Raw genomic sequence first — 23,196 nt, forward strand, 5'->3', positions numbered from 1 at the left:
CCGGCCTTGATCCTCGCGGGCGGTCGGATCACGCCGCCGGCGCTTGGTCCTTCGGCGGATCCAGCTTGTAGACGCGCGAGCAGTACTCGCAGGTCACGTGGATCTTGCCGTCGGGTTCGATCATTTCCTCGACCTCCTGGGCCGAGAAAGAGTCCATGACCACGCCGATGCGGTCTTCGGAGCAGCGGCAGAAGGCGCGCAGCGGCTTTTCGTCCAGCAGACGCACGCCATCCTCGTTGAACAGCCGCCACAGAAGCGTCGGGGTGGAGACGGTCGGGTCGATCAGCTCGTCCTCGCCCGTCGTCTCGAACAGCGCCTGAACGTGGGTCCAGGCGTCCTGGGTGTCGCCGCGCGCGGCGTCCCCGGCGATAACCTGAATGAGAATGCCGCCGGCGCGCCACTGGGAGCCCTCGCCGGTATCGACCTGACCGACGGCCAGGCGAATGCGGGTCGGGGTCTGTTCCGACTGCTGGAAGTATTGCTCGGCGCACAGGGCCAGGGTCTCGCCCTCGATCGGGGTGACGCCCTGATAGCGGTCCATGTCCGGCCCCTGGTCCAGGGTCATGATGAACACGCCGCCGCCCAGCAGGGTCTTGGCGCCAGGCCGCGCGAAACCCTCCGAGGCCTTGGCGACCTCGTCCGGATCGAAGCGGCAATAGCCGCGCAGGCCGCCGCTGGTGTCGTAATCGACCACGACGTAGCGGACCGGCCCGTCGCCCTGGGCCTGGATGATCAGGCGGCCGTCGAACTTCAGGCTGGAGCCGACCAGGGCGGCCAGGGCGCAGGCCTCGCCCAGCAGGTTGGCCACGGGATCGGGATAGGCGTGCCGCGTCAGCACCTCGTCGACGGCCGCGCCGAGGCGGACGACGCGACCACGTACGGGCAGGCCTTCGATCTGAAACGCGGAAACGACGTCGTCGAGGACGCTGGTGTTGGGAGCGATTTCGGTCATGGGGAGGCTAGATAGGTGAGCGGGGAGAGAATTGCGAATCTTCGCTCTCCGCCACCGTGCTCTGGTTCTCTCCTCCCCCGTCTGGGGGAGGTGGCGCGCCCGCGCAGCGAGGCGTGACGGAGGGGGCTTGCGCGGCTTAGGCCGGCGCTGACCCCTCCACCACCGTTCGGCGGCCCCCCTCCCCCAAAGGGGGAGGAGAGTGTAAGCCGACCGCCCCTACCCGATCGCCCCGAAGCACCAAGCCAGCACCGACTTCTGGGCGTGGATGCGGTTTTCCGCCTCGTCCCAGACCAGCGAGCGCGGACCGTCCAGCACGGCGTCGGTGACTTCCTCGCCCCGGTGGGCCGGCAGGCAGTGCAGGAAAACGCCGTTGGCGGCGGCCAGATCCATCAGGGCGTCGTCGACCTGATAGGGCTCCAGCGCCGCCAGACGCTCGTCATGGTCGGTGTCGCCCATCGACACCCAGGTGTCGGCGACGACGACGTCGGCGCCGCGCACGGCCGCCTGGGGGTCGGTCGTCATGCTGACCTTGCCCCGCAGGCTCTCGGCCCGCGCCAGGTCGTGCAGGTCGGCGTGATAGACCGCCGGACAGGCGATCTTCAGCTCGAAGCCCAGCAGCGGCGCGGCGTGGATGAAGCTGGAGCAGACATTGTTGCCATCGCCGACCCAAGCGATCGTCTTGCCGGCGATCGGACCGCGATGCTCCTCGATGGTGAGGATGTCGGCCATGATCTGGCAGGGATGGCTCTTGTCGGTCAGGCCGTTGATGACCGGCACGCTGGCGACCTGGGCGAAGCGCTCGACGTCCGCGTGGCTGTTGGCGCGGATCATCACCGCGTCGACCATGCGCGAGAGCACCTTTGCGGTGTCCTCGATGGTCTCGCCGCGCCCCAGCTGCATGTCGGACGCGGTCGAGATGATCGACGCGCCGCCCAGCTGGCGGATGGCCGCGTCGAACGAGAAGCGGGTGCGGGTCGAGTTCTTCTGGAAGATCATCGACAGCACGCGGTCCTTCGCCGGCGCGTCGGCGTCGACCTTGCCCTGGGGCCAGCCCTTGCGGGCGGCCTTGCGCGCATGGGCGTCGTCCAGCAGCAGGCGCAGGGTCGCGCCGTCCAGCTTCCACAGGTCGATGAAGTGACGGGGGTGAGTCATCGGACTATCCCTATTTCCCGCCTCCCCGGCGACAGCCGGGGCCCAGATACATCCGGGTGGTCAGCGGGCTTGATCTGGGTCCCGGCTGTCGCCGGGAAGAACGGTGAAAAGCGGGATTAGGCGGCCGAGGCCTTCGCGCGCGCGACCTCGCAAGCCTTTTCCAGCTTGGCGACGGCCTCGCTGGCCTCTTCGATGGTCAGGTTCAGCGGCGGCAGCAGGCGCACGCAGTTGTCGCCGCCGCCGGCGACCAGCAGATGCTGATCACGGGCCAGGACCATGAACTCGCGGTTGTTCGGGATCAGCTTGATCCCGATCAGCAGGCCCTTGCCGCGGATGTCGACGATGACGTCCGGGAAGCGGTCCTTCAGACCGTTCAGCTGCTGGGTGAAGAAGCCGGCGACCGTGTTCACGTTGTCCAGGGTCTCGGGCGAGTTGATCAGGTCGAACGCCGCCTTGCCCACGGCCATGGCCAACGGGTTGCCGCCGAAGGTCGAGCCGTGCGCGGCCACGGTCATGCCCTTGGCCGCCTCGGTCGTGGCCAGGCAGGCGCCGATCGGGAAGCCGCCGCCTAGGGCCTTGGCCACCGCCATGATGTGCGGCGCGCCGCCTTCCGCCCACTCGTGAGCGAAGAGCTTGCCGGTGCGGCCCATGCCGCATTGGACTTCGTCATAGATCAGCAGCACGCCGTGCTCGTCGCACAGCTCGCGCAAGCCCTTCAGGCACTGGGTCGGGATGGCGCGCGCGCCGCCCTCGCCCTGCACCGGCTCGACGATGATCGCCGCCGTGGTCGGGCTGGCGATGGCGGCCTTGATGGCCTCGTGATCGCCGAAGGTCAGTTGGCTGTAGCCCGGCAGGCGCGGGCCAAAGCCGTCGACATAGCTGGGATTGCCCGAGGCGTTGACGGCGGCGTAGGTCCGGCCGTGGAACGAGCCGTCGAAGCCGTAGATATCGATCCGCTCGGGCTGGCCGTTGGCCGAGTGATATTTGCGGGCGGTCTTCAGCGCGCACTCGACGGCTTCCGTGCCCGAGTTGGTGAAGAACACCACGTCGGCGAAGGTGGCCGCGCAGATGGCGTCGGCCAGGGCTTCCTGCTCGGGGATCCGATAGATGTTCGAGACGTGCCAGAGCTTCTCGGCCTGGGCCTTCAGAACGTCGACCAGAACGGGATGGGCGTGGCCCAGGCCGTTGGTGGCGATGCCGGCCACGCAGTCCAGGTATTCGCCGCCGTCCGTCGAGAACAGGCGCGCGCCTCGGCCTCGCTCGAACGCCAGCGGGGCGCGGTTATAGACGCCCATGATGTGGTGTTGAGAGGCGTTGGACGACGTCGCGGTGCTCAAGACCGGCCCTCCTAGAAGGAAATAAGCCCCCGTGCTGCGCGCACGGGGGACTGGAAGGCCGCAGGTTGTCGCCGCGGAACGACGTCGTGTCAATCAAGGGACCGTGAAAAAGGGCTCTGAAAAAGCCGAAGAATTCACGGGTCTGTCCTAACGGCCACAGGCTGGGGATCAGCTCTTCAGACGGTAACCGGTGACGAACAGGCGCCAGCACCACAGGAAGAGACCCGTGGTCAGGACGCCCATGCTCACGACCCCGGTCGCGATGGATCCGTCGGCATGGCCGATGAAGCCATAGCGAAAGCCGTCGATCAGGTAGAAGAACGGGTTGAAATGGCTGGCCGAGCGGAAGGGCTCGGGGAGCTTGTCGACCAGATAGAAGGTGCCCGACAGGAAGGTCATGGGCATGATCAGGAAGTTGGTCACGGCGGCCAGCTGGTCGAACTTCTCCGACCACAGGCCCGCCAGAATGCCGGCCAGGCCCAGGATCATCGAGGCGGTCAGTCCAAAATAGAGGATGGCCCAGGGATGGGCGATCGACAGACCCGCGCCGGGCAACACGCCGATGACCAGGGCCGTCACCGCGCCCACGACCACGCCCCGCGTCGCCGCGCCGAGGGCGAAGCCCAGCACCTGCTCCAGCGCCGACAGCGGCGGCGTCAGGAAATCGGGCGTCAGGCCCATCATCTTGGCCTGGATCAGCGATGACGACGAATTGGCGAAGGCGTTGTTCAGGATCGCCATCATGATCAGGCCCGGGGCCACGAAATGGCCGAAGGTCACCCCGCCCACCGCCGGCCGGCTGGCGCCCACGGCGACGACGAAGACGAGCATATAGAGCAGCGTGGTGACGACCGGCGCGGCCACGGTTTGCGTCCCGACCTTCCAGAACCGGCGAATTTCACGTTGGTAAAGCGTGACGAACCCGGACCAATTCCAGCCGTGATAGTTGCGCGGCTGCGGCGGAACGACGCTGTTGGCCATGTCTCTCATCGCTCAATCCCTTGATTTTACGGGCATGTGCGCCTTGCGGCGCGGTTTCGCAAGCGCGGGGTTGCGGGAATCAACATCTTGTTTCTGTGGACAGAGTCGATGGCGCCCATTGTGTGTTTTAACGCATTCTTTACGATATCTAGTACGACGACCGCCGGCGGGGCGGTTCGATCACCATATATGGGGTGAAGGACGTGGGGACGTCCGGCGCCCTGTCAGATGGCGGAGACGGGTATGAGCTGGACGGACGAACGGGTCTCGACCTTGAAGAAGCTCTGGCTGGACGGCCTTTCGGCCAGTCAGATCGCGAAGCAGCTGGGCGGCGTCACGCGCAACGCCGTGATCGGCAAGGTGCACCGCCTGGGTCTTTCGGGCCGCGCGGCCCCCTCGCAACCGGCGCGCCCGGCCTTCAAGGCGCCGCGTCCGGCACGTCCCGTCGCCCAGGCCATGCCCTCGGCGCCGCGCCGCGTGACGCCGGTCGAGGCGCCGGCTTCGGTCCCCGTGGCCGCCGCGCCCGCGCCGCTGCCGGCCTTCCGGCATGAAGAGCCGGGCTCGGCCACCGTGCTGACCCTGGGCGCGCACATGTGCAAGTGGCCGATCGGCGATCCCTCGTCGGAAGGCTTCACTTTCTGCGGCCGCCGCTCGTCGGAAGGCCCCTACTGCGTCGAACACGCCCGCGTGGCCTACCAGCCGCAGCAGACCAAGAAGAAGGGCGGCGCCACCGAGCTCGCCCGCTCGCTTCGCCGCTACATCTAAGAAGAACAAAAGTCTCTCAGGCGGCGGATCCCGGGCAGCTCGACGGCTGCCCGGGATTTTCCATTTTGGGAACAGCGTTAGAGAGAGCCGAGGACGAGGGCCAGCACGCCCACAATCACCAAGACGCCGATCCCGAACAGAATCGGCGGGTCGGGCTCAACGGTGGCCTCCGAGAGATCGGGATCTTGCCCATCCATCGCCGCCCGCACCCTAGGCCACTCCCGAGCCAGAAACTGCTTCCTCGCGCCTCCGCTCAGGAACCATGTCACCCGCGGCCTCTTCAAGGTTCGCAGGATCCGTTCACGGACAAAGCCTGGATCAAAACCGGTCCACTCGCCGGCGATGCTCATCAGATTGAAGGCGAAGGCCGGAAAGACCTCGCGCTCGAGAATGTCGCGAACCTGCTCCTCCGAAAGCCCGCCCTCGCGCGCCGCCCGAGCGATCGCCTCATAGTCTTGTCGCCGCGGTTGGGTGTCGACAAACAGATCCGACAGCGCACACCACAAGGGCATCCTGGCGGCGACATCATCTTCGCTCAGTACGCGTTCGGCCATTTAACCCCGCCCCGGCTTTATCCTATCTAGAAGCCCATGAGCGATCTGCCGCCAACCGATTCCAACGCCCCGCCCTATTCGGTCTCCGAGCTGGCCTTCGCCCTGAAGCGCACGCTGGAGGACCGCTACGGCTTCGTGCGGCTGCGCGGCGAACTTTCCAAGGTCACGCACCACTCCAACGGCCACGTCTATCTGACCATCAAGGACGACAAGGCCGCCATCGACGGCGTCGTCTGGAAGGGCAATGTCCGGTCCCTCGGCGTGCGGCCCGAGCATGGGCTCGAGGTCATCGTCACCGGCAAGATCACCACCTATCCGGCCGGCTCGCGCTACCAGATCGTCATCGACAGCATGGAGGCCGCCGGCGTCGGCGCGCTGCTGGCCCAGCTGGAACGGCTGAAGGCCAAGCTGGCCGCCGAAGGTTTGTTCGCGCCCGAGCGCAAGCGTCTCCTGCCCTCGATGCCGGCCGTCGTGGGGGTCATCACCAGCCCCACCGGCGCGGTGATCCGCGACATCCTGCACCGCATCCGCGACCGCTGGCCCTGCCAGGTTCTGGTCTGGCCCTGCGTGGTGCAGGGCGACGCCGCCGCCGCTCAGGTCAGCGCGGCCATTCGCGGCTTCAACGCCATCGCCCACGGCGGCCCTGTGCCGCGTCCGGACATCCTGATCGTCGCGCGCGGCGGCGGCTCGGTCGAGGATCTGTGGGCCTTCAACGACGAGGCCCTGGCCCGGACGGTCGCCGAGGGGACCATCCCGCTGATCTCCGCCGTCGGCCACGAGACCGACACCACGCTGATCGACTTCGTCTCGGACCGCCGCGCGCCCACGCCCACCGCCGCCGCCGAGATGGCCACGCCGGTGCTAGCCGAGCTGCGCGCCCTGATCTCGGACTTCGACCGCCGCCTGAACCGATCGGGCGCGCGCCTGATCGAGGATCGCCGCACGCGCCTGACCAGCGCCGCGCGCGGTCTGCCTCGCCCCGACGACATTCTTGCGCTGGCCCAGCAGCGGTTCGACATCGCTTCGGGACGCCTGGACGCGGCCCTGCAACGCAATACCGCCGTCCATGCCCAGGACCTGCTGAAGGTCACGGCGCGCCTGACGCCGGACGTTCTGGCGCGGCAGCGGACCATCAAGGGGGAGCGCCTGGCCGATCTTGACCGACGTCTCGAGGCCTGCGGAACCCGGGCGCCCGAGCGCGCCGCCGCCCATGCCCGCTTGCCCGCCCTTTGGGAGCGCCTGCGAGCCGCCGGCCAGCGCCGCCTGAGCCGCGCCGAAGACCAACTGACCAGCCTCGACAAGTTGCGACAGTCGCTAAACCCGGAAAGGCCGCTGGAACTGGGCTTCGCCCTGGTCCGCAAGAGCGACGGGACGCTGGCCCGGTCGGCCGCCGACCTCGTCGCGGGCGAGCGCGTGAATCTGAAGTTCAAGCTCGGCGATCGGGACGCGGTGATCGACGGCCAGGGCGCGATACCCCCGCCGACCGCGCCGGCCCCGGCGCCCAAGCCTCGCCCCAGGCCGCACGCGCCGCCCACCGAGCAGGGCGACCTGTTCTAAAGCCGCGCCTTGGCGTAAGGTAAGCCGCATGAACGCTTTCGATCGTGATCTCGGCAAGTCCGATGGCCCCGCCGTCCTGCACTATGGCGATGGCGAGTTCGCCGTGCTCAGCCCCGGCCGCTTCGTGCTGTGCGCGGTGAGCAACAAGCCGATCCCTCTGGAAGCGCTGCGCTACTGGAGCCCCGAGCATCAGGAGGCCTATGCGGGTCCCGCCGAGGCCCTTCAGCGTTGGCAAGAGGCCTGAGCCGACGCGCGGTCGTCGCCGCGCTGCCGCTGACCGCCGTTGCGTTTAGCCCTCTGGGCGCGGCCCGGGCCGCCGCGCCGGGGCTGAGCCTCTCGGGGAAATTCGTTCAAGGCGGCTATGCGATCGGCCACACGGCGCCGCGCGCCGTCATCGACGTCGATGGACAGGCGCGGACCACCGCCTCGGCCAACGGCTGGTTCGTCATCGGCTTCGATCGCGACGCGCCGCCGACCAGCACGCTGACCGTGACCACGCCCGATGGTTCGGCGGAAGACCGTCGAACCATTGCGCCCGGCGACTTCGACATTCAACGCATCGACGGCCTGCCCCCCGAGCAGGTGACGCCCACCGACCCCGCTCTGCTGGCGAGATTGGAGACCGAGGGCCTGCGCAAGCAGGCCGGCTTCGCCAGCCAGGCCGATCTCGAAGGCTTCCGCGAGGGCTTCGTGATGCCGGTGCTCGGCGCCCGCCGCTCGGCTCGCTTCGGCGGCCAGCGCATTCTCAACGGCGAGCCCAAGCGTCCTCATTATGGGGTCGACCTGGCGGTTCCCGTCGGCACGCCCGTGCGCGCCCCCGCGTCGGGGCTGATTTGCTTCGCCGAGACGGGACTGCACTACGAGGGCGGACTGGTGCTGATCGACCATGGCCAGGGGCTGGTCACAGCCTACCTGCACCTGTCTAAAATCCTCGTTTCTCCCGGAACTTACGTCCGCCAAGGCCAGCTGATGGCCGAAAGCGGCAAGGAAGGCCGCGCCACCGGACCTCATGTTTGCTGGCGCATGAAGTGGCGCGGACGCAATCTGGACCCTTCGCTGCTGGTCGGCGAAGGCCCTTTCCGGGCATGAAATTGTAGCAATTCGCCCCTGGCGCGAATTTAAAACCTTCTGTAGCAATGCCCCAAATTATCGGAAGCGGAGTCGCGGGGGAGCGGCCATGCTCCGGTCCCTTCCATGAGACTGTTCAGGAGGCGGCGCCCGCATGTCGGCGGCCCTGGAAAAACTGCGCTTCTTGCTGGTGGACGATAACCATCACATGCGCGTCATCGTCTCGACGATCCTCAAGAGCGTTGGCGTAAAACACATCCGCGAAGCCATTGACGGCGCCCAGGGCCTGCACATCCTGCGCGAGTGGCAGCCCGACATCGCCATCGTCGACTTCAAGATGAGTCCGCTGGACGGCGTGCAGTTCACCCAGCTGGTTCGCAAATCGCCGGACAGTGTCGATGCGTTCCTGCCGATCATCATGCTAACCGGCTTCGCCGAGCGCCACCGAGTGTTCGAGGCCCGCGACGCGGGCGTCACCGAGGTGGTGGTCAAGCCGGTAACGGCCCGCTCGCTGCTCGACCGCATCAATACCGTGATCTATCACCCGCGACCGTTCATACGCTCGCCGGACTATTTCGGCCCTTCGCGTCGTCGTCGGACGGACCCCAATTACACGGGTCCTTTCCGCCGAGCTGGCGAAAAGGACGGCCCGCCGGAGATGATCGAAATCTAGAACAAGCTGAGCGGAAAGCCGCGCATCCACCTTTCCGCGCGATACGCCAGAGCGTGAGGCTGAAAGTGGGAACCGATTTCAGCTTATCTCACGCTCTAAACATTTGATTTGGAGCCTTCGCCTAACCTTCGCCGGCCTTCTCCATCGCCGCCCGTTCGCGTTCGGCCAGTTCGGCATAGACCGCGTTCGGCCATCGCCGGTGCACCCAGAACCACTCGGCCGGCCGCTCGCGGATGCGCTCTTCCATGAAGGCGTTGATCATCCGAACGCCCGCTTCGATGTCGGCCGTCCGGTCGCCGGTCCTAGGCGGCACGATCGGATCGTGCACCACCGCCCGAAACCGCGCGCCCTTCAGCCGCTGAACGGACATGGGCTGCAAGACCGTGCCGAACCGGATCGCCAGGCGCGTGGGCCCGGGCGCCGTATGCGCCTCGTGGCCGAAGAATGGAGCGGCGACGCCGGTGTTGAACTTCTGGTCGTTCATCAAGGCGACGGACTTGCCCTCCTTCATGCCCTCCAGCAGCTCGCGCGCGCCGTCGCCGCCCTTGGGCGCGAACAGGCGCACGCCGTATCGGAAACGGCTGTCCTTGATGCGCTTGTCGACATAGGGATTGTTGGCCGCGCGATAGGTCATCTCGCAGACGACCCCGCTGTCGACGATGGCCGCTGGCATCACTTCCCAGTTGGAAAGGTGTCCCGAAACGAACACGACGGGGATCTTGTCCGCCGCGATCCGAGCCAGCCGCTCCTTGTTGACCACCTCGACCCGCCCGGTGGACGGCAGGATCTTGTCCATCAGCGGGAATTCGGCGAACGAGCGCCCCAGCCCCTCCCACTGCTCGGCCAACATGGCCTCGCGCCAGGCGGCGTCCTTATCCGGAAAGGCCAGCTTGAGATTGCGCTCGGCCACCTTGTGCGCGCCGCTCATCGGCCCGAACGTCCGGCCCAGCCAGCCGCCGAAGTCCGAAGCGCGATCCACGCCCATCAGACGCACCGCGCCGATGAACAGGTCGAAGCCCAAGGCCTCCAACCGCCAAAACAGGTCCTGAACCCAAGGCTGACGCTTATTCGACATGACCTCTTCTTAGAGTGTGACGGCCAAAACCGGGAGCGGTTTCGACGACCTTCGTGGCTCGCGGGGGGCCGGGGCGCGATCCGTATGGCGCGACGCCGTCTCGCGCGGCACGCGACTTGCGACCATCGGTTCAGGCCGTTCCGTTTCGGGACGGGTCGGAGCAATCGAGGGGGCGAGGCTTCCATCATGGGTAACGACATCGACGTTCACCTGGGCAAGCGTCTCCGTCGCCGCCGCCGCTTGCTGGGCCTGACCCAGCAGCAGCTGGCCGGGACGGTCGGCGTTCGTTTCCAGCAGATCCAGAAGTACGAGTGCGGCGCCAATCGGATTTCCGCCGCCCGCCTGTGGCAACTGGCCGAGGCGCTGGAAGTGCCGGTCGGCTACTTCTACGATGGTCTGTCGGATGTGCGCCGCGAAGCCGCCGGCGAGTCGGCCGAGGGCGGCGAGATGTTCGCCCGCAAGGAAACGCTGGACCTGATCCGCGCCTACTATCTGCTGGGCGAGCGTCCCCGTCGTCGCCTGCTGGATCTGGCCAAGTCGCTCAACGGCGGCGCGGCGGAACACGCCGACGCCTAGAGCCTTTAGCCTGAAATCGGAATCCATTTCAGGCGTCAAAAAGGCTCTAAATCAAATGTTTAGAGCGTGAGATAAGCTGAAGACGGTTCCCACTTTCAGCCTCACGCTCTAAGGTCTTTGGTAGCGTAGCCGAGGCGGGGGCGCTAAACCCCGCCCATGACGCTTTCCGCTGACCGGCTCGCCACGCTCGACGCCTTCATCATCGACCTGAACCGAGCCTCGGCGCGCGCGATCCTGCCGCTGTTCCGCGCCGACCATGGTCTCGAAGACAAGGGAGCCGGCAAGAACCTGCCCCGCGAGTCGCACGCGGCCTTCGATCCGGTGACCGAGGCCGATCGCGGCGCCGAGGCGGCGATCCGCCAGCTGATCGCCGAACGCTATCCCGAGCATGGGGTGATCGGCGAGGAATATGGCGAGGATCGTCCGGACGCCGAGTTCGTCTGGGTGCTGGACCCGATCGACGGCACCCGCGCCTTCATCTCCGGCTTGCCGCTCTGGACCACGCTGATCGGTCTGCGTTGGCAAGGCCGCCCAGTGCTGGGCTCGATCGGCCAGCCCTATGTCGACGAGATCTTCGTCGGTCACGCCGGCGGCTCGCGCCTGCTGGCCCGCGGCGAGGAGACGCCGATCCACGTGCGCGAGTGCGCCAATATCAACGACGCCGTCATCGCCACCACCGATCCCGACGCCTGTTTCGACGGCGCCGAGCGCGGGGCCTGGCTGCAGGTGCGCGCCGCCGCCAAGCTGGCTCGCCTGGGCTGCGACGCCTATGCCTACGCCATGGTCGCCATGGGCAAGATGGACATGGTGATCGAGGCCGGCCTCAAGGCCTGGGACATCGAGGCGGCCATCCCCGTCGTCGAGGGCGCCGGCGGCCTGGTCACCAACTGGCGCGGCGAGCCGATCGGGCCGAAGGGCGGGCAGATGGTGATTTCCGGCGACCGCCGCCCGCTGGACGAGGCCCTGGTCAGTCTGAGACGTTCGGCGAAATAAGCGGTTCGCGTGGAGCGATCTGGTCGGCGGTCTCGTCGAAGGCCTTCCAGAACACGGCGCGGCGGGCGTCGGTCTCGATCAGGATCTCGTGGAAGGCGCCGGGAACCTCGACATACCGCCCCTGGGGAATGCGGCTGGCGATCGCGCGCGCGTCGGCGTTCAGCACGCGGTTGTCGAGCTCGGCGCCGACGATGGTGACCGGGATGGCGATCTTCTCGACGCCCTTGCTGGCCCTCAGCCAATCGCAGGCCGAGATCGCGAAGTCCGCCCAGCCCCAGGTCATGCCGCCCAGCGCGATCGCGGGATCCGCCCTCAGCTGAGCCTGGTAACGGTCGTAGCGAACCTCGTCATGAGTCAGTCCGTCGCCCTGGAAGGTCTGAACCAGCGGATCGTAGGGGGTTTGGACATACTCTCCCGCCAGGCCGACCCGCGACAGGGTCCAGGCCAGCGGCTTGGCCAGCCAGGGCGGCACGCCGGCCGTGTTCAGGCCCAACATCGGCGCCGACAACACGGCGGCGGCGAAGCGCGTCTCGCCATGGGCCAGGACCAGGGTCGTCAGGCAGCCGCCCATCGAATGGCTGACCGCGATCCAGGGCTTGGGCATCCTGGGCTCGAACGCCGTGAGCAGGGCGTCATGGTCGGACAGGAAAGTCTTGAAGCCTCGGGCGTGGCCCCTGAGGCGGTCGGGGAGCTCGCGGGCCGAGAGTCCCTGCCCTCGCCAGTCGTGCAGCAGCACGGCGAAGTCGCGCGCCAGAAGATCCTCGACGACCTCGAAATATTTCTCGAGCGGTTCGCTGCGTCCGGGGCTGAGCACCACCGAACCGCGCGCCGCCGCCTTCGGAAAGAACGTCGCGGCGCGGAGGGTCGCCCCATCCGCGCCGCGAAACCATTCCGGCGCGCCGTGGTCGGGAACCGGAGCCTCGGGAATCGAGACCAGACGCGCCGGTTCCGTCGCCATCGGGCTTAGCGCATCTTGGCGAACAGCGCGCCCATCTTGGGCTGCAGGGCCATGGCCGCGCCCATGTCCGACAGCTTCAGCTTGCCGGTCATGACGGCCATGGTCGGGTCCAGAGAGCCGGCGCCGATGGCCAGCAGGTCGTCCAGGCTGAGCGTCATGGTCAGGTCGGCGGGCTTGTCTTCGTTGGTGACCGAGCCGCCATCGATGTGGATGACGCCGGCGTCCTTCAGGTCGAACTTGAGGCTCTTGCCAAGTCCGCTGTCGTCGCCCACGGCGCCCTTGATGCGATCGGTGATTTCCTGAAGCGTGGCCATGAGCGCGATCTCCCTCTGCGCGTAGTGTGGGTTGCGATACTTGAACGGACCATCCGGCCAAGTAAACACCGTTCAGACGATCCGGGGGTGTATTTCCCTCGGCGGAGGGCGACCCTAGTTGGGGTTTTTGTCAACTTTACCCACGCGGCGCCCTTATCGCGGCTTCACGAACTTCAAGGTCATCCGATCGCTCTCGCCGATGGCGTCGTACTTGGCGTGATCGAAGCCCGGCTCCGCCGGTTCGCCGCGCGGCGCCGACAGGCGCGTGGGCGGCAAGGTCCAAACCCCAAAGGGATAGGTCTTGGTGTCCTTGGGATTGGCGTTGATTTCGCTGGTCTCGGCCAGCACGAAGCCCGCCTCCTTCGCCATCTGGATCACATAGGCCTGCTGGACGTAGCCATCCTCGGCCAGGACGTCCTGCACCCGGCCCGGCTCGCCGCGATGCTCCTCGATCCCCAGCACGCCGCCGGGCTTCAACGCGGCCAGGGCGTCCTTGAACGCCTTCTCGGCGATGCCGCCGGCCATCCAGTTGTGCAGATTGCGCAGGAACAGCACCAGGTCGGCGGAGCCGGCCGGCGCCACCGCACCGCTGGTCGGACCGAACGTGGTGAAGGTCACGTCGCCATAGATCTTCTTGTTCTGGCTCAGCTTGCGCTCGAAGCCCGCGACGATTTCCGCGGCCGCCGGGTCGGACGGATCGCTAGTCTCCAGCACCGCCTCGTAGAGCTTGCCATGGGTGTCGGCCAGGAATGGAGCCAGGATGTCGGCGTACCACCCCGCGCCAGGCCAGAACTCGACGACGGTCTGCCCCGGCCGCAGCCCCCAGAACTTCAGCGACTCGACGGGATGCCGATAGACGTCCCGGGCGCGGTCGGCGGGCGACCGCCAATCGCCGGCCACGGCCGCCTCGATCGTATCGGGGCCGGCCTTCCGCGCCGCCTCGGCCTCGCGCTTGGCGGAGGAAGTCTTGCCGCACCCCGAAAGGCCCAACGCGCCCACGCTCGCCAAGACGCCTCGCCGTGACCAGTCCAGTGCCGAAGCCATCATTCCCCCGTGTCGCGCGAGTCCAGCATCCAAGCCGACCTTGGCCAAAGTCGGGCCGTCGCGAAGGGCGCGACCTTAATCAGGGCGCCCCGCGCGTCAAACGATTCAGGTCGTGGCGATCCGCCTCTTGAACCTCCCAAACGGCTCCCCAACTAACCTCTCGAAGGCGCTGGAAACCCGGGCCTTCCGGACCACGGGCGACGCCGAATTCGGGTCGCCGACGGGCCGCACATTCGAAGACCTTGCTTGATGAGAAGGATCTGCACCATGCGCACTATCGACCTTTCGCCCCTGTACCGTTCGCTCGTCGGCTTCGACCGCCTCGCCGATCAGCTGGACGCCGCCGCGCGCAATGAAGCGGCCTCGGGCTATCCCCCGTACAACATCGAACGCACCGGCGAGAACGACTACCGCATCGAGATCGCGGTGGCCGGATTCAAGCCGGAAGAGCTGAACGTCGAGGTGAAGGAAAACCTGCTGACCGTCACCGGTCGCAAGGCCGCCAACGACGAAGCCAAGCAATATCTGCATCGCGGCCTGGCCGAGCGCAATTTCGAGCGCAAGTTCCAGCTGACCGACTACCTTGTGGTGGTCGACGCCGAGCTGTCGAACGGCCTGTTGTCCATCGCGCTGAAGCGCGAGCTGCCGGAAGCGCTGAAGCCCCGCACGGTCGAGATCAAGTCGGCCTCGGCCGCCAGCCTTATCGAAGGCGAGAAGGCCGCCTAGAGCCTTATCCGCTCGAATGGAATCATTCGAGCGGAAAAAAAGGCTCTAAATCAAACATTTAGAGCGTGATAACCGCCGAAACCGCTCACACTTTCGGCTATCACGCTCTAAGGCCGTCGCCGAACCCCATCTCCCTCAATCCCCACCGAACTTGGGCGGCGCGGCCTCGCGCCGCCCTTTTCGCATCGTTCAGCGCCGTGGCGGGCGTCGCGAAGACGTATCTGCCGCCTTCGCGTCAGCCCGGCAGGGAGAAGTCCAGGCCTTGAACCTGGGTCAGGTCGACGTCCCGGAAACTGGCCTTGGCCACGCGGGCGCCGGTGAAGTCCGAACCTCGCAGGTCCGCCCCGTCCAGCAAGGCCCCGCTGAGATCGGCTGCCTGGACCATCGCATAGCGCATCCGGACGCTTTGCAGACCGGTCTGGGTCTGACGCTCGGGTCCCAGCGGCAGGGGCGACAGGAAGGCCTGGCGAAGGTCGGCCTTGGTCAGGTTGGCGCCGGCCAGCCTGGCGCCGCGAAGGTCAGCCCCCCGCAGATTGGCCGCGCGCAGGTCGGCGTTCTGCAGATTGGCGCCCTGCAGCTGAGCGCCGGACAGATCCACCCCCACCATACAGGCGCCCCTGGCGCTCATGGCCGTCAGGCGCAGGCCTTTCAGCTTGTCGTTGAGGGGACGCAGATCCTGGCCGTCCAAACGCGCGACCGCGCCTTCCTTGCCGCCGGTTTGGCACCAGCGCTGGTTCGAAAGGCAGCGTTCATGAAGTTCCCGGGCCTTGGAAATCGCCTCGGGCGTGACCGAGCCCACCGCGCCGGCCATGCTGGCGCCGCTGACACGAGCCGTCGAGGTGTCGACGCCCGCCAGAACCGCGCCCGAAAGGTTCGCCCCCTCCAGATTGGCGCCCATCACATCGGCCCCTTCGAGGATGGCGCCGACCAGATTGGCTTCCTTGAGGTTCGCTCCGGACAGCTTCGCGCCCTTCAGCGAACAATCGCTGAAGTCGGCCTTGAACGCCGAGACGCCCTCGAAACGCGAGCCGTCGAGGGTGGCGCCGGAGAAGTTGGCCTCGTCCACCTCGCCCTGGCGAGCCTCGTGCCGCAAGGTGTCTAGGCCCCTGCGCGGGTGGGGAATGGCGATTTGACCTTCGCGAAAATCGGCCTGGGTCAGGTCGGCCTGGCCCAGGTTGGCGCCGCGCAGGCAGGCGCCGCGCAGATCGGCCCGCACAAGCGAGGCCTGGCGCAGGTCGCTCTTGCGCAGGTCACAGCCAAAAAGGCTCGCCCGGTCCAGCTTGGCGCGAACCATGCGACAGCCTTCGAGCAAGGACCCGGTCAGGTCCGCGTCGACCAGGTTTCGGAACGACAGATCTAGGCCCGACAACTGGATGAAGCGGAGCGTCGCCCGCTTGCCGCCTTGTTTGCCGGTAACGAATTTCTCGTGCGCCGTTACGATCATGTCGAGCTCGGCTTGGCTCAGGCGTCGCCGCCCAACCACGCTCTGCGCGGCGTTCATAACGATTTCCCCGTGGGTTTCTATTTTTCAGCTGGACGCACCCTAAGCGCCAGGGACGAGCGAACCGTTAAGCCTGCGACGATTTGTCGCCAATTCACTCAGATAATGTCATCAAGTCCCCGAGCGCCCAGACGGATGGCGCCGGTCAGATCGATATCCCGCAGGTTGGCCCCGGTGAAGTTGGCGCGCGAGGCGTCCGCCCCGGTCAAGCGCGCCTGGCGCAGGTCGGCCCGGGCGAAATCGGCATTGGCCAGGATAGCGCCCGTCAGATCGGCCGGAAGCACGCGGTCCGCGGCGATCAGCAAGGGCCCCAACTGAACATCGCGCAGGTCGGAGCCCGTCAGCTTGGCCCCCTTGAGCCTCGCTCCGCGCAGGTCGGCCCGGCGCAGATTGCAGGCCCGCAGGTCCGCCCCTTCCAGTTGGGCGCCCTGCATCTGCACGCCCTCCATGTCGAGGCCGTAGAACACCGCCGACTTGGCCGAGAGCGCCGTCAGGTTGAAGCCTCGAATAGAGCGCAGATTACGCAGGTCGGCCTTGTCGAACACGGACGGCTTGCCCTCGACGCCGCCGGTCTCGATCCAGCGCGCGTGATCGGCGATCATCTGCTCATAGGGCATGTCGGACACGTCGGTGCCCGCCGGTTTGTCGGTCAGGGCGCCTTCGAGATTGGTGTCGTTGATGTTCCACGACATCGTCTTGGCGCCGACCAGAACGGTGTTGCGAAGGTCCGCCCCCGCCAGGTTGGCGCCCGAGAGGTCGGCGCCGGCTAGGTTCGCGCCGTTGAAATTGGCCTGTTTGAGATTGGCGCGCACCAGCTTGGCGTCCTTCAGGATCGCGTCGCTGAAGTCGGCCTTGGTGGCGACGATGCCGGAAAGCCGAGACCGTTCCAGATTGGCGCCGGAAAGATTGGCCCCGCTGGCATAGGCCTCGCGCTGGGTCAGCTCGATCACGCGATAGCCTTCCTTGCGGTCGGCGGCGGCGATCGTGCCCTCGCGCAGATCGGCCTCGAACATGTCGGCGCCGGTCAGGTTGGCGCCGCGCAGGCTGGCGCCACGCAGATCGGCGCGGCGAAGACTGGCGTCGGACAGGTCGGCGCCCTGCATGTCCGCGCCGTAGAAATTGGCGTTATCCAGCCGTGTCTTGCGCAGATCGCAGCCGACCAGCACCGCGCCGGTGAAATCGGCGTCACAGAGATTCCGGCCCGTCATGGACAGGCCGGAAATATCGCAGAAGGCGAAGACGGCGCGCGCCCCGCCGAGCCGCGCGGACCACAGGCGATCGTGCTTGGCGCAGATCACGTCGACGTCGTGCTGCGTCAGGCGCTTGTATTCCTGTGGTGTCGGCGAGGCGGCGCTCATGGCTCGCATGGTTCCCGGATCAGGCGGTAACCATGCGCAGAGCAAAATTAACGTCGTCTTTCCAACAAGTTCCGGCCAAGTTTAGCCGATGCTGGGGAGCGCCTCGGCCCGACTCTCGTCCAGATAGCGCGCGCCGACCGGCTTGAGCTGAGCGTCCAGTTCGATGACCAGCGGGTTGCCCGTGGGGATCTCGACGCCGACGATCTTGTCGCTCGGAACGTCGAACAGATGCTTGACGATGGCGCGCAGCGAATTGCCGTGCGCGGCGACCAGCACGGTCTCGCCCGCCTTGAGATGGGGGGCTATATCGCTTTCCCAGTAGGGCAGAACGCGCACCAGCGTGGTGGCCAGGCTTTCGGTCGCGGGCAGGTTCGCGCCCTTGTAGCGGCGATCCTTGGCGAAGTCGTACTCACCGCCCGGCGCCAGCGGCGGCGGCGGCACATCGTAGGAGCGGCGCCAGATGGTGACCTGCTCGGCGCCATGCTTCTCGGCCGTCTCGGCCTTGTTGAGGCCCGTCAGGCCGCCATAGTGCCGCTCGTTCAGCCGCCAGTCCTTGGTCACCGGCACGAAGCTCTGCTTGGCCGCGTCGAGCGCCAGATTGCAGGTGCGGATCGCGCGGGTCTGGACCGAGGTGAAGGCCTGGTCGATCTCGAGGCCGGCCTGGGCGATCAGTTCGCCGCCCTTCCGGGCCTGGGCCTCGCCCTCGGCGGTCAGATCGACGTCGACCCAGCCCGTGAAGCGGTTTTCCAGGTTCCACTGGCTCTGGCCATGGCGGAGCAGGACGAGGGTCGGCATCGGGCTTCCTTCGATCGGTCGGGGAAATGTCAGGGCGGGCTAAGGCCGGACGGCGACAGCGTCAAGCGCCGAAGCCCCCGCGCCCCCTCCCCCTTGCCGCCGCCCGTGCTATAGGCGGGTCATGCCTGATCGCATTTTCATGCCGCTCCTGGGGCTGATCGCCGTGGCGCTGATCGCCTTCTCCCTCGTCTGGCCACAGGGCCAAGGCGACCGTTCCTGGGGTCCGTTCGGGCACACGCCCGTCCAGCAGACGCCCGAGATGAAGGCCGCGATCCAGCGCGAGAAAGACGCCGCGGCGCGCCGCGACGCGGCCGCGCGTAAGGCGATCGAGGACGCCGCCCAACCGCCGCCCCCGGCGCCCCGATGAGCGCCTTCGACGCCGTCGCCCTGGGCCGTCGCGTTCTGAACACCGAGGCCGACGCCCTGCGCGCGCTGTCCGCGTCGCTGGACGAGACCTTCGTTCAGGCGGTCGAGACGATGTTCAACGCCAAGGGCCGCATCGTCTGCACGGGCATGGGCAAGTCCGGCCACGTGGCGCGCAAGATCGCCGCGACCCTGGCCTCGACCGGCGCGCCGGCGATGTTCGTCCATCCCGCCGAGGCCAGTCACGGCGACCTGGGCATGATCGGCCCCGACGACGTGGTGCTGGCCCTGTCGAAGTCCGGCGCCGGGCGCGAACTGGCCGATACCCTGGCCTACGCCAAGCGCTTCTCGATCCCGCTGATCGCCATGACCGCCGTGGCCGACAGTCCGCTGGGCCGCGCCGGCGATATCCTTCTGCTGCTGCCCGACGCGCCGGAAGCCACGGCGGAGGTCAACGCGCCGACCACGTCCACGACCTTGCAGATCGCGCTGGGCGACGCCCTGGCCGTGGCCCTGCTGGAACGTCGCGGCTTCACGGCCAGCGATTTCCGCGTCTTCCATCCGGGCGGCAAGCTGGGCGCCATGCTGCGCACCGTCGGCGACCTGATGCACGACAAGGCCGAACTGCCCTTGGTCGCCGCCGAGGCGGCCATGCCAGACGCCCTGCTGGTGATGAGCGAAAAGCGCTTTGGCGCCGTGGGCGTGGTCGACGACCAGGGTCGCCTGTCCGGCCTGATCACCGACGGCGACCTGCGACGCCACATGGATGGCTTGCTGACCCACACGGCCGGCGAGGTCATGACCCGCGCGCCGCTCACCATAGCTCCACAAGCCCTGGCGGGCGAGGCGCTGAAGTTGATGAACGAGCGACGTGTCACGGTGCTGTTCGTGGTCGAGGATGCGCGTCCGGTCGGCATTTTGCACGTTCATGATCTGCTGCGCGCCGGCGTGATCTAGATCACAGTCGTTATTTACCGAACTTTGTCATGTGAACACGCTAGCCGTCCGCCCTGGAGACGGCTAAAGCGCCTTTATCATCATTGAAGCGAGATTTTCGATGTTCTCCGCGCCGCGCGCCGACCTCGTTGCGAATACAGCTGCTTACGAAAACGAACCGCTGGTCAAGCCGACGGGCTTTCGCGAGTACGACGCGCGCTGGCTGTTCGGCCCGGAGATCAATCTGCTGGGCGTCCAGGCGCTGGGCCTGGGTCTTGGGACCTATATCCACGAACTGGGCCAGTCGAAGATCGTGGTCGGCCACGATTTCCGCTCGTACTCGACGTCGATCAAGAACGCCCTGATCCTGGGCCTGATCAGCGCCGGCTGCGAGGTCCACGACATCGGCCTGGCCCTGTCGCCGACCGCCTATTTCGCCCAGTTCGACCTCGACATTCCGTGCGTGGCCATGGTCACGGCCAGCCACAACGAGAACGGCTGGACCGGCGTGAAGATGGGCGCGCAGAAGCCGCTGACCTTCGGCCCGGACGAGATGAGCCGCTTGAAGGACATCGTGCTGAACGCCAAGTTCGTCGAGCGCGACGGCGGCAAGCTGATCCGCGTGGCCGGCGAGGCCCAGCGCTATATCGACGACGTCGCCAAGCGGGCCAGCGTCACCCGCCCGCTGAAGGTCATCGCCGCCTGCGGCAACGGCACGGCCGGCGCCTTCGTGGTCGAGGCCCTGAAGAAGATGGGCGTGGCCGAGGTCGTGCCGATGGACACCGACCTGGACTTCACCTTCCCGAAGTACAATCCCAACCCTGAAGACGCCGAGATGCTGCACGCGATGGCCCACGCCGTGCACGAAACCAAGGCGGACCTGGCTTTCGGCTTCGATGGGGACGGCGACCGCTGCGGCGTGGTCGACGACGAGGGCGAGGAGATCTTCGCCGACAAGATCGGCCTGATGCTGGCCCGGGATCTGGCCCCGCTGCACCCCGGCGCGACCTTCGTGGTCGATGTGAAGTCGACCGGCCTCTACGCCACCGACCCTATCCTGGCCGCCCACGGCTGCAAGGTCATCTACTGGAAGACGGGCCACAGCTACATCAAGCGCAAGAGCGCCGAGCTGGGCGCCCTGGCCGGCTTCGAGAAGAGCGGCCACTTCTTCATGAACGGCGAGCTGGGCTACGGCTACGACTGCGGCCTGACCGCCGCCGCCGCCATCCTGGCCATGCTGGACCGTAATCCGGGGCTGAAGCTGTCGGACATGCGCAAGGCCCTGCCCGTGGCCTTCACCTCGCTGACCATGAGCCCGCATTGCGACGACGAGAAGAAGTACGGCGTCGTCGCCGACGTGGTGAAGGAATACGAGGACCTGTTCGCGGCCGGCGGCTCGATCCTGGGCCGCAAGATCACCGAGGTGATCACCGTCAACGGCGTCCGCGTCCACCTGGAAGACGGCTCGTGGGTGCTGGTCCGGGCCTCGTCCAACAAGCCCGAGATCGTGGTGGTGGTCGAAAGCACCCAGTCCGAGGACGACATGCGCGCCCTCTTCCGCCAGGAAGTGAAGCCCCGCCTCGGCGACCGCGTCGGCAAGTACAATCAGGAGATCTGATCGCGACGGCGGGGGCCGGCGCGGTCTATCATCGCCGCGATGATCAAGCTCCGCCCCTCGCGTCCCGAGGACGGCCCCCGCGTCGTCCAAATCTGGGCCGCCGCCGTCGACGCCACCCACGACTTCCTGACGCCCGAGGACCGCGCCGCGATCGGACGCGAGGTCGAGGCCTTCCTGCCGTCGGCCCCGCTGACCCTGGCCGTCGACGACCGTGACCGCGCCATCGGCTTCATGCTGATCGACGGCGGCCACATGGAGGCGCTGTTCATCGATCCCGAGCATCGCGGGGCCGGCGTGGGGGCGATCCTGATCGACTACGCCCTGGCCGTTCACCCCGTGCTGACCACCGACGTCAACGAACAGAACGCCCAGGCGGTCGGCTTCTACGAGCATATGGGTTTCGAGCGCATCGGCTGGTCGGCGACCGACGGCCAGGGTCGCCCCTATCCACTGATCCATCTGCGCTTTGGCGTCTGACGCGGTTTTCGGCTTAGCTGACGACGTTCCTTCGCGAGTCGTCCCATGCGCCGTCTTCTCACCGCCCTCGCCCTGCTGCTGAGCCCCGGCCTGGCCTTCGCCGCGCCGCCGATCCTGCTCAAGCCCGCCAAGGTCTGGACGGCCGAGACGGCCGATCCGCCGCATGAAGGCTGGGCCGTGCTGGTCAAGAACGATAAGATCGCGGCCGTCGGTCCGGCGGCCCAAGTGGCGTCGCAAGCCGACGCGATTGGCGCGGAGATCGTCGACCTGCCCGGCGCCACGCTGATCCCGGGCCTGATGGACCTGCACAGCCATCTCTTCCTGCACCCTTATAACGAGACGTCGTGGGACGATCAGGTGCTGAAGGAGACGCCGACCTATCGGACGCTTCGCGCGGCGGTGCAGGCCAAGGCCACCCTGGAGGCGGGCTTCACCACGCTGCGCGACCTCGGCACCGAAGGCGTCGGCGCGGCCGATGCGCCGCTGAAGAAGGCGATCAATGACGGGCTCATTCCCGGCCCTCGCCTCTTCGTGGCCACGCGCGCCATCGTCGCCACCGGGGCCTATGGACCGGCGCGGCGCAACTACAACCCCGAGGCCGATCTGCCCCAGGGCGCCCAGGAAGCCAGCGGCGTTCCCGAGGTCATCAAGGCCGCCCGCGAACAGGCCGCCGCCGGCGCCGACTGGATCAAGGTCTATGCCGACTACCGCACGGGCCCGGATGGCTCGACCCAGCCGACGTTCAGCCTCGAGGAACTGAAGGCCATCGTCGAGACCGCCCATTCCGGCGGCCGCCCCGTCTCGGCCCACGCCTCCAGCGAGGAGGGGATGCGCCGCGCCGTCCTGGCGGGGGTCGACACGATCGAGCACGGCTATGGCGGCGGCGAAGCCACCTTCAAGCTGATGGCCCAAAAAGGCGTCGTCTTCTTCCCGACCCTGACGGCGGTCGAGAGCACCTCGACCTATTTCGGCGGCTACGTTCCGGGCAAGAGCGAGCCGACCACGGCGATGAAAAACGCCGATCGCGCCTTCAAGCTGGCGGTGAAGAGCGGCGTCACCATCGGCATGGGCAGCGACGTCGGCGTCTTCAGGCACGGCGACAATGCGCGCGAGATCGTCTGGCTGGTCCGCGAAGGCATGAGCCCGGTCCAGGCCCTGCTGGCCGCCACCGCCGTCGACGCCAAGGTCATCGGCCACGCCGCCGATCTGGGCCAATTGAAGCCCGGCTATCTGGCCGACATCGTCGCCGTGAAGGGCGACCCGACCCAGGCGATCGAAGCCGTCCGCGACGTCGTCTTCGTGATGAAGGGCGGCCAAGTATATCGGCGTCCCTGATCAATCGCATCGCCTCGTCATCGGTCAAACGCGCCCGAAGCGTCTCGCGGCCGTTCGTTCCTCTTGGGCAAGCGGCCGACGACCGCTA

General features: G+C 67.2%; 25 protein-coding genes. 13 read left to right on the top strand and 12 right to left on the bottom strand.

Annotation, left to right across the window (positions count from 1 at the left end; all coding sequences use genetic code 11):
* Positions 1-28 precede the first annotated feature (28 nt).
* The 4 genes from FCU40_RS10015 to FCU40_RS10030 all read right to left on the bottom strand — a co-directional run bounded on the left by FCU40_RS10015 (position 29) and on the right by FCU40_RS10030 (position 4,431).
* A complete protein-coding gene (locus tag FCU40_RS10015; protein ID WP_004622232.1) occupies positions 29-952 on the bottom strand; it encodes an Hsp33 family molecular chaperone in 924 nt (307 codons plus the stop codon).
* A gap of 216 nt (positions 953-1,168) precedes the next feature.
* The gene (gene argF / locus FCU40_RS10020) at positions 1,169-2,104 is read right to left on the bottom strand and encodes an ornithine carbamoyltransferase (protein WP_004622234.1); all 936 of its coding nucleotides are present in this window, start codon (positions 2,102-2,104) and stop codon (positions 1,169-1,171) included.
* A gap of 116 nt (positions 2,105-2,220) precedes the next feature.
* Entirely contained in the window at positions 2,221-3,441 is a 1,221-nt protein-coding gene (locus FCU40_RS10025; RefSeq protein WP_168074676.1) for an aspartate aminotransferase family protein, read from the bottom strand.
* Between the two features lie 168 nt (positions 3,442-3,609).
* A complete protein-coding gene (locus tag FCU40_RS10030) occupies positions 3,610-4,431 on the bottom strand; it encodes an ABC transporter permease (RefSeq protein WP_168074678.1) in 822 nt (273 codons plus the stop codon).
* A 234-nt stretch (positions 4,432-4,665) separates the two neighbouring features.
* Here FCU40_RS10030 and gcrA point away from each other — a divergent pair, with 234 nt between their 5' ends.
* Positions 4,666-5,187: a cell cycle sigma 70 cofactor GcrA gene (gene gcrA / locus FCU40_RS10035; RefSeq protein WP_004622242.1), complete on the top strand. Its 522-nt coding sequence runs from the start codon at positions 4,666-4,668 to the stop codon at positions 5,185-5,187.
* Positions 5,188-5,264: 77 nt separating this feature from the next.
* On the opposite strand, the gene FCU40_RS10040 is transcribed toward gcrA, so the two are convergent.
* A complete protein-coding gene (locus FCU40_RS10040; protein WP_168074679.1) occupies positions 5,265-5,741 on the bottom strand; it encodes a hypothetical protein in 477 nt (158 codons plus the stop codon).
* Between the two features lie 36 nt (positions 5,742-5,777).
* On the opposite strand from FCU40_RS10040, the gene xseA reads away from it, so the two are divergent.
* From xseA to FCU40_RS10060, 4 genes are all read left to right on the top strand, one after another.
* A complete protein-coding gene (gene xseA / locus FCU40_RS10045) occupies positions 5,778-7,298 on the top strand; it encodes an exodeoxyribonuclease VII large subunit (RefSeq protein WP_168074680.1) in 1,521 nt (506 codons plus the stop codon).
* Between the two features lie 28 nt (positions 7,299-7,326).
* Entirely contained in the window at positions 7,327-7,542 is a 216-nt protein-coding gene (locus FCU40_RS10050) for a DUF2093 domain-containing protein (protein WP_004622247.1), read from the top strand.
* Positions 7,527-8,387, top strand: coding sequence for a M23 family metallopeptidase (locus FCU40_RS10055; RefSeq protein ID WP_168074681.1), 861 nt, complete (start codon positions 7,527-7,529; stop codon positions 8,385-8,387). The genes FCU40_RS10050 and FCU40_RS10055 overlap by 16 nt, the downstream gene beginning before the upstream one ends.
* A 133-nt stretch (positions 8,388-8,520) precedes the next feature.
* A complete protein-coding gene (locus FCU40_RS10060; RefSeq protein ID WP_004622250.1) occupies positions 8,521-9,039 on the top strand; it encodes a response regulator in 519 nt (172 codons plus the stop codon).
* Between the two features lie 121 nt (positions 9,040-9,160).
* On the opposite strand, the gene FCU40_RS10065 is transcribed toward FCU40_RS10060, so the two are convergent.
* Positions 9,161-10,114 (bottom strand): lysophospholipid acyltransferase family protein, encoded by a 954-nt coding sequence (locus FCU40_RS10065; RefSeq protein ID WP_168074682.1) that lies wholly within the window; start codon positions 10,112-10,114, stop codon positions 9,161-9,163.
* A gap of 186 nt (positions 10,115-10,300) precedes the next feature.
* On the opposite strand from FCU40_RS10065, the gene FCU40_RS10070 reads away from it, so the two are divergent.
* The gene (locus FCU40_RS10070; RefSeq protein WP_004622254.1) at positions 10,301-10,690 is read left to right on the top strand and encodes a helix-turn-helix transcriptional regulator; all 390 of its coding nucleotides are present in this window, start codon (positions 10,301-10,303) and stop codon (positions 10,688-10,690) included.
* A 156-nt stretch (positions 10,691-10,846) separates the two neighbouring features.
* Positions 10,847-11,683: a histidinol-phosphatase gene (gene hisN, locus FCU40_RS10075; RefSeq protein WP_168074683.1), complete on the top strand. Its 837-nt coding sequence runs from the start codon at positions 10,847-10,849 to the stop codon at positions 11,681-11,683.
* Here the strand turns inward: hisN and FCU40_RS10080 are convergent.
* The 3 genes from FCU40_RS10080 to FCU40_RS10090 form a co-directional block, all read right to left on the bottom strand.
* On the bottom strand, positions 11,658-12,641 hold the full coding sequence (locus FCU40_RS10080) for an alpha/beta hydrolase (RefSeq protein WP_168074684.1): 984 nt from the start codon (positions 12,639-12,641) through the stop codon (positions 11,658-11,660). The genes hisN and FCU40_RS10080 overlap by 26 nt on opposite strands.
* A gap of 5 nt (positions 12,642-12,646) precedes the next feature.
* Positions 12,647-12,955, bottom strand: coding sequence for an SCP2 sterol-binding domain-containing protein (locus FCU40_RS10085; protein WP_004622261.1), 309 nt, complete (start codon positions 12,953-12,955; stop codon positions 12,647-12,649).
* A gap of 153 nt (positions 12,956-13,108) precedes the next feature.
* Entirely contained in the window at positions 13,109-14,002 is an 894-nt protein-coding gene (locus FCU40_RS10090; RefSeq protein WP_081612973.1) for a class I SAM-dependent methyltransferase, read from the bottom strand.
* A 264-nt stretch (positions 14,003-14,266) separates the two neighbouring features.
* Between FCU40_RS10090 and FCU40_RS10095 the strand changes: the two genes are divergently transcribed.
* Positions 14,267-14,725, top strand: a complete 459-nt coding sequence (locus tag FCU40_RS10095) for an Hsp20 family protein (protein ID WP_004622264.1) — start codon at positions 14,267-14,269, stop codon at positions 14,723-14,725.
* A 235-nt stretch (positions 14,726-14,960) separates the two neighbouring features.
* Here FCU40_RS10095 and FCU40_RS10100 read toward each other — a convergent pair whose 3' ends face one another.
* The 3 genes from FCU40_RS10100 to gpmA all read right to left on the bottom strand — a co-directional run bounded on the left by FCU40_RS10100 (position 14,961) and on the right by gpmA (position 18,379).
* Entirely contained in the window at positions 14,961-16,226 is a 1,266-nt protein-coding gene (locus FCU40_RS10100; protein ID WP_168074685.1) for a pentapeptide repeat-containing protein, read from the bottom strand.
* 98 nt (positions 16,227-16,324) lie between these two features.
* A complete protein-coding gene (locus FCU40_RS10105; protein ID WP_004617508.1) occupies positions 16,325-17,584 on the bottom strand; it encodes a pentapeptide repeat-containing protein in 1,260 nt (419 codons plus the stop codon).
* Between the two features lie 81 nt (positions 17,585-17,665).
* A complete protein-coding gene (gene gpmA, locus FCU40_RS10110) occupies positions 17,666-18,379 on the bottom strand; it encodes a 2,3-diphosphoglycerate-dependent phosphoglycerate mutase (protein ID WP_168074687.1) in 714 nt (237 codons plus the stop codon).
* Positions 18,380-18,518: 139 nt separating this feature from the next.
* On the opposite strand from gpmA, the gene FCU40_RS10115 reads away from it, so the two are divergent.
* The 5 genes from FCU40_RS10115 to FCU40_RS10135 all read left to right on the top strand — a co-directional run bounded on the left by FCU40_RS10115 (position 18,519) and on the right by FCU40_RS10135 (position 23,108).
* The gene (locus FCU40_RS10115) at positions 18,519-18,746 is read left to right on the top strand and encodes a hypothetical protein (protein WP_168074705.1); all 228 of its coding nucleotides are present in this window, start codon (positions 18,519-18,521) and stop codon (positions 18,744-18,746) included.
* On the top strand, positions 18,743-19,699 hold the full coding sequence (locus FCU40_RS10120) for a KpsF/GutQ family sugar-phosphate isomerase (protein WP_168074689.1): 957 nt from the start codon (positions 18,743-18,745) through the stop codon (positions 19,697-19,699). The genes FCU40_RS10115 and FCU40_RS10120 overlap by 4 nt, the downstream gene beginning before the upstream one ends.
* Before the next feature lie 100 nt (positions 19,700-19,799).
* Positions 19,800-21,296 carry a phosphomannomutase/phosphoglucomutase gene (locus FCU40_RS10125; protein ID WP_168074691.1) on the top strand — a complete coding sequence of 499 codons (1,497 nt, stop codon included), beginning with the start codon at positions 19,800-19,802 and terminating at the stop codon, positions 21,294-21,296.
* 39 nt (positions 21,297-21,335) lie between these two features.
* Positions 21,336-21,773 carry an acetyltransferase gene (locus FCU40_RS10130; protein WP_004617519.1) on the top strand — a complete coding sequence of 146 codons (438 nt, stop codon included), beginning with the start codon at positions 21,336-21,338 and terminating at the stop codon, positions 21,771-21,773.
* Between the two features lie 45 nt (positions 21,774-21,818).
* Positions 21,819-23,108, top strand: a complete 1,290-nt coding sequence (locus FCU40_RS10135; protein WP_168074693.1) for an amidohydrolase family protein — start codon at positions 21,819-21,821, stop codon at positions 23,106-23,108.
* Positions 23,109-23,196 lie beyond the last annotated feature (88 nt).

The sequence above is a fragment of the Caulobacter sp. SSI4214 genome (genome assembly GCF_012184455.1).
In the GTDB taxonomy this organism is placed as follows: Bacteria; Pseudomonadota; Alphaproteobacteria; order Caulobacterales; family Caulobacteraceae; genus Caulobacter; species Caulobacter vibrioides_E.

Bases quoted from the DNA above. Each gene is read 5' to 3' on its own strand.
- FCU40_RS10015 (WP_004622232.1), bottom strand. From the start codon at position 952: ATGACCGAAATCGCTCCCAACACCAGCGTCCTCGACGACGTCGTTTCC.
- argF (WP_004622234.1), bottom strand. From the start codon at position 2,104: ATGACTCACCCCCGTCACTTCATCGACCTGTGGAAGCTGGACGGCGCG.
- FCU40_RS10030 (WP_168074678.1), bottom strand. From the start codon at position 4,431: ATGAGAGACATGGCCAACAGCGTCGTTCCGCCGCAGCCGCGCAACTAT.
- gcrA (WP_004622242.1), top strand. From the start codon at position 4,666: ATGAGCTGGACGGACGAACGGGTCTCGACCTTGAAGAAGCTCTGGCTG.
- FCU40_RS10040 (WP_168074679.1), bottom strand. From the start codon at position 5,741: ATGGCCGAACGCGTACTGAGCGAAGATGATGTCGCCGCCAGGATGCCC.
- xseA (WP_168074680.1), top strand. From the start codon at position 5,778: ATGAGCGATCTGCCGCCAACCGATTCCAACGCCCCGCCCTATTCGGTC.
- FCU40_RS10050 (WP_004622247.1), top strand. From the start codon at position 7,327: ATGAACGCTTTCGATCGTGATCTCGGCAAGTCCGATGGCCCCGCCGTC.
- FCU40_RS10060 (WP_004622250.1), top strand. From the start codon at position 8,521: ATGTCGGCGGCCCTGGAAAAACTGCGCTTCTTGCTGGTGGACGATAAC.
- FCU40_RS10065 (WP_168074682.1), bottom strand. From the start codon at position 10,114: ATGTCGAATAAGCGTCAGCCTTGGGTTCAGGACCTGTTTTGGCGGTTG.
- FCU40_RS10070 (WP_004622254.1), top strand. From the start codon at position 10,301: ATGGGTAACGACATCGACGTTCACCTGGGCAAGCGTCTCCGTCGCCGC.
- hisN (WP_168074683.1), top strand. From the start codon at position 10,847: ATGACGCTTTCCGCTGACCGGCTCGCCACGCTCGACGCCTTCATCATC.
- FCU40_RS10080 (WP_168074684.1), bottom strand. From the start codon at position 12,641: ATGGCGACGGAACCGGCGCGTCTGGTCTCGATTCCCGAGGCTCCGGTT.
- FCU40_RS10085 (WP_004622261.1), bottom strand. From the start codon at position 12,955: ATGGCCACGCTTCAGGAAATCACCGATCGCATCAAGGGCGCCGTGGGC.
- FCU40_RS10090 (WP_081612973.1), bottom strand. From the start codon at position 14,002: ATGATGGCTTCGGCACTGGACTGGTCACGGCGAGGCGTCTTGGCGAGC.
- FCU40_RS10095 (WP_004622264.1), top strand. From the start codon at position 14,267: ATGCGCACTATCGACCTTTCGCCCCTGTACCGTTCGCTCGTCGGCTTC.
- FCU40_RS10100 (WP_168074685.1), bottom strand. From the start codon at position 16,226: ATGAACGCCGCGCAGAGCGTGGTTGGGCGGCGACGCCTGAGCCAAGCC.
- FCU40_RS10105 (WP_004617508.1), bottom strand. From the start codon at position 17,584: ATGAGCGCCGCCTCGCCGACACCACAGGAATACAAGCGCCTGACGCAG.
- gpmA (WP_168074687.1), bottom strand. From the start codon at position 18,379: ATGCCGACCCTCGTCCTGCTCCGCCATGGCCAGAGCCAGTGGAACCTG.
- FCU40_RS10115 (WP_168074705.1), top strand. From the start codon at position 18,519: ATGCCGCTCCTGGGGCTGATCGCCGTGGCGCTGATCGCCTTCTCCCTC.
- FCU40_RS10120 (WP_168074689.1), top strand. From the start codon at position 18,743: ATGAGCGCCTTCGACGCCGTCGCCCTGGGCCGTCGCGTTCTGAACACC.
- FCU40_RS10125 (WP_168074691.1), top strand. From the start codon at position 19,800: ATGTTCTCCGCGCCGCGCGCCGACCTCGTTGCGAATACAGCTGCTTAC.
- FCU40_RS10130 (WP_004617519.1), top strand. From the start codon at position 21,336: ATGATCAAGCTCCGCCCCTCGCGTCCCGAGGACGGCCCCCGCGTCGTC.
- FCU40_RS10135 (WP_168074693.1), top strand. From the start codon at position 21,819: ATGCGCCGTCTTCTCACCGCCCTCGCCCTGCTGCTGAGCCCCGGCCTG.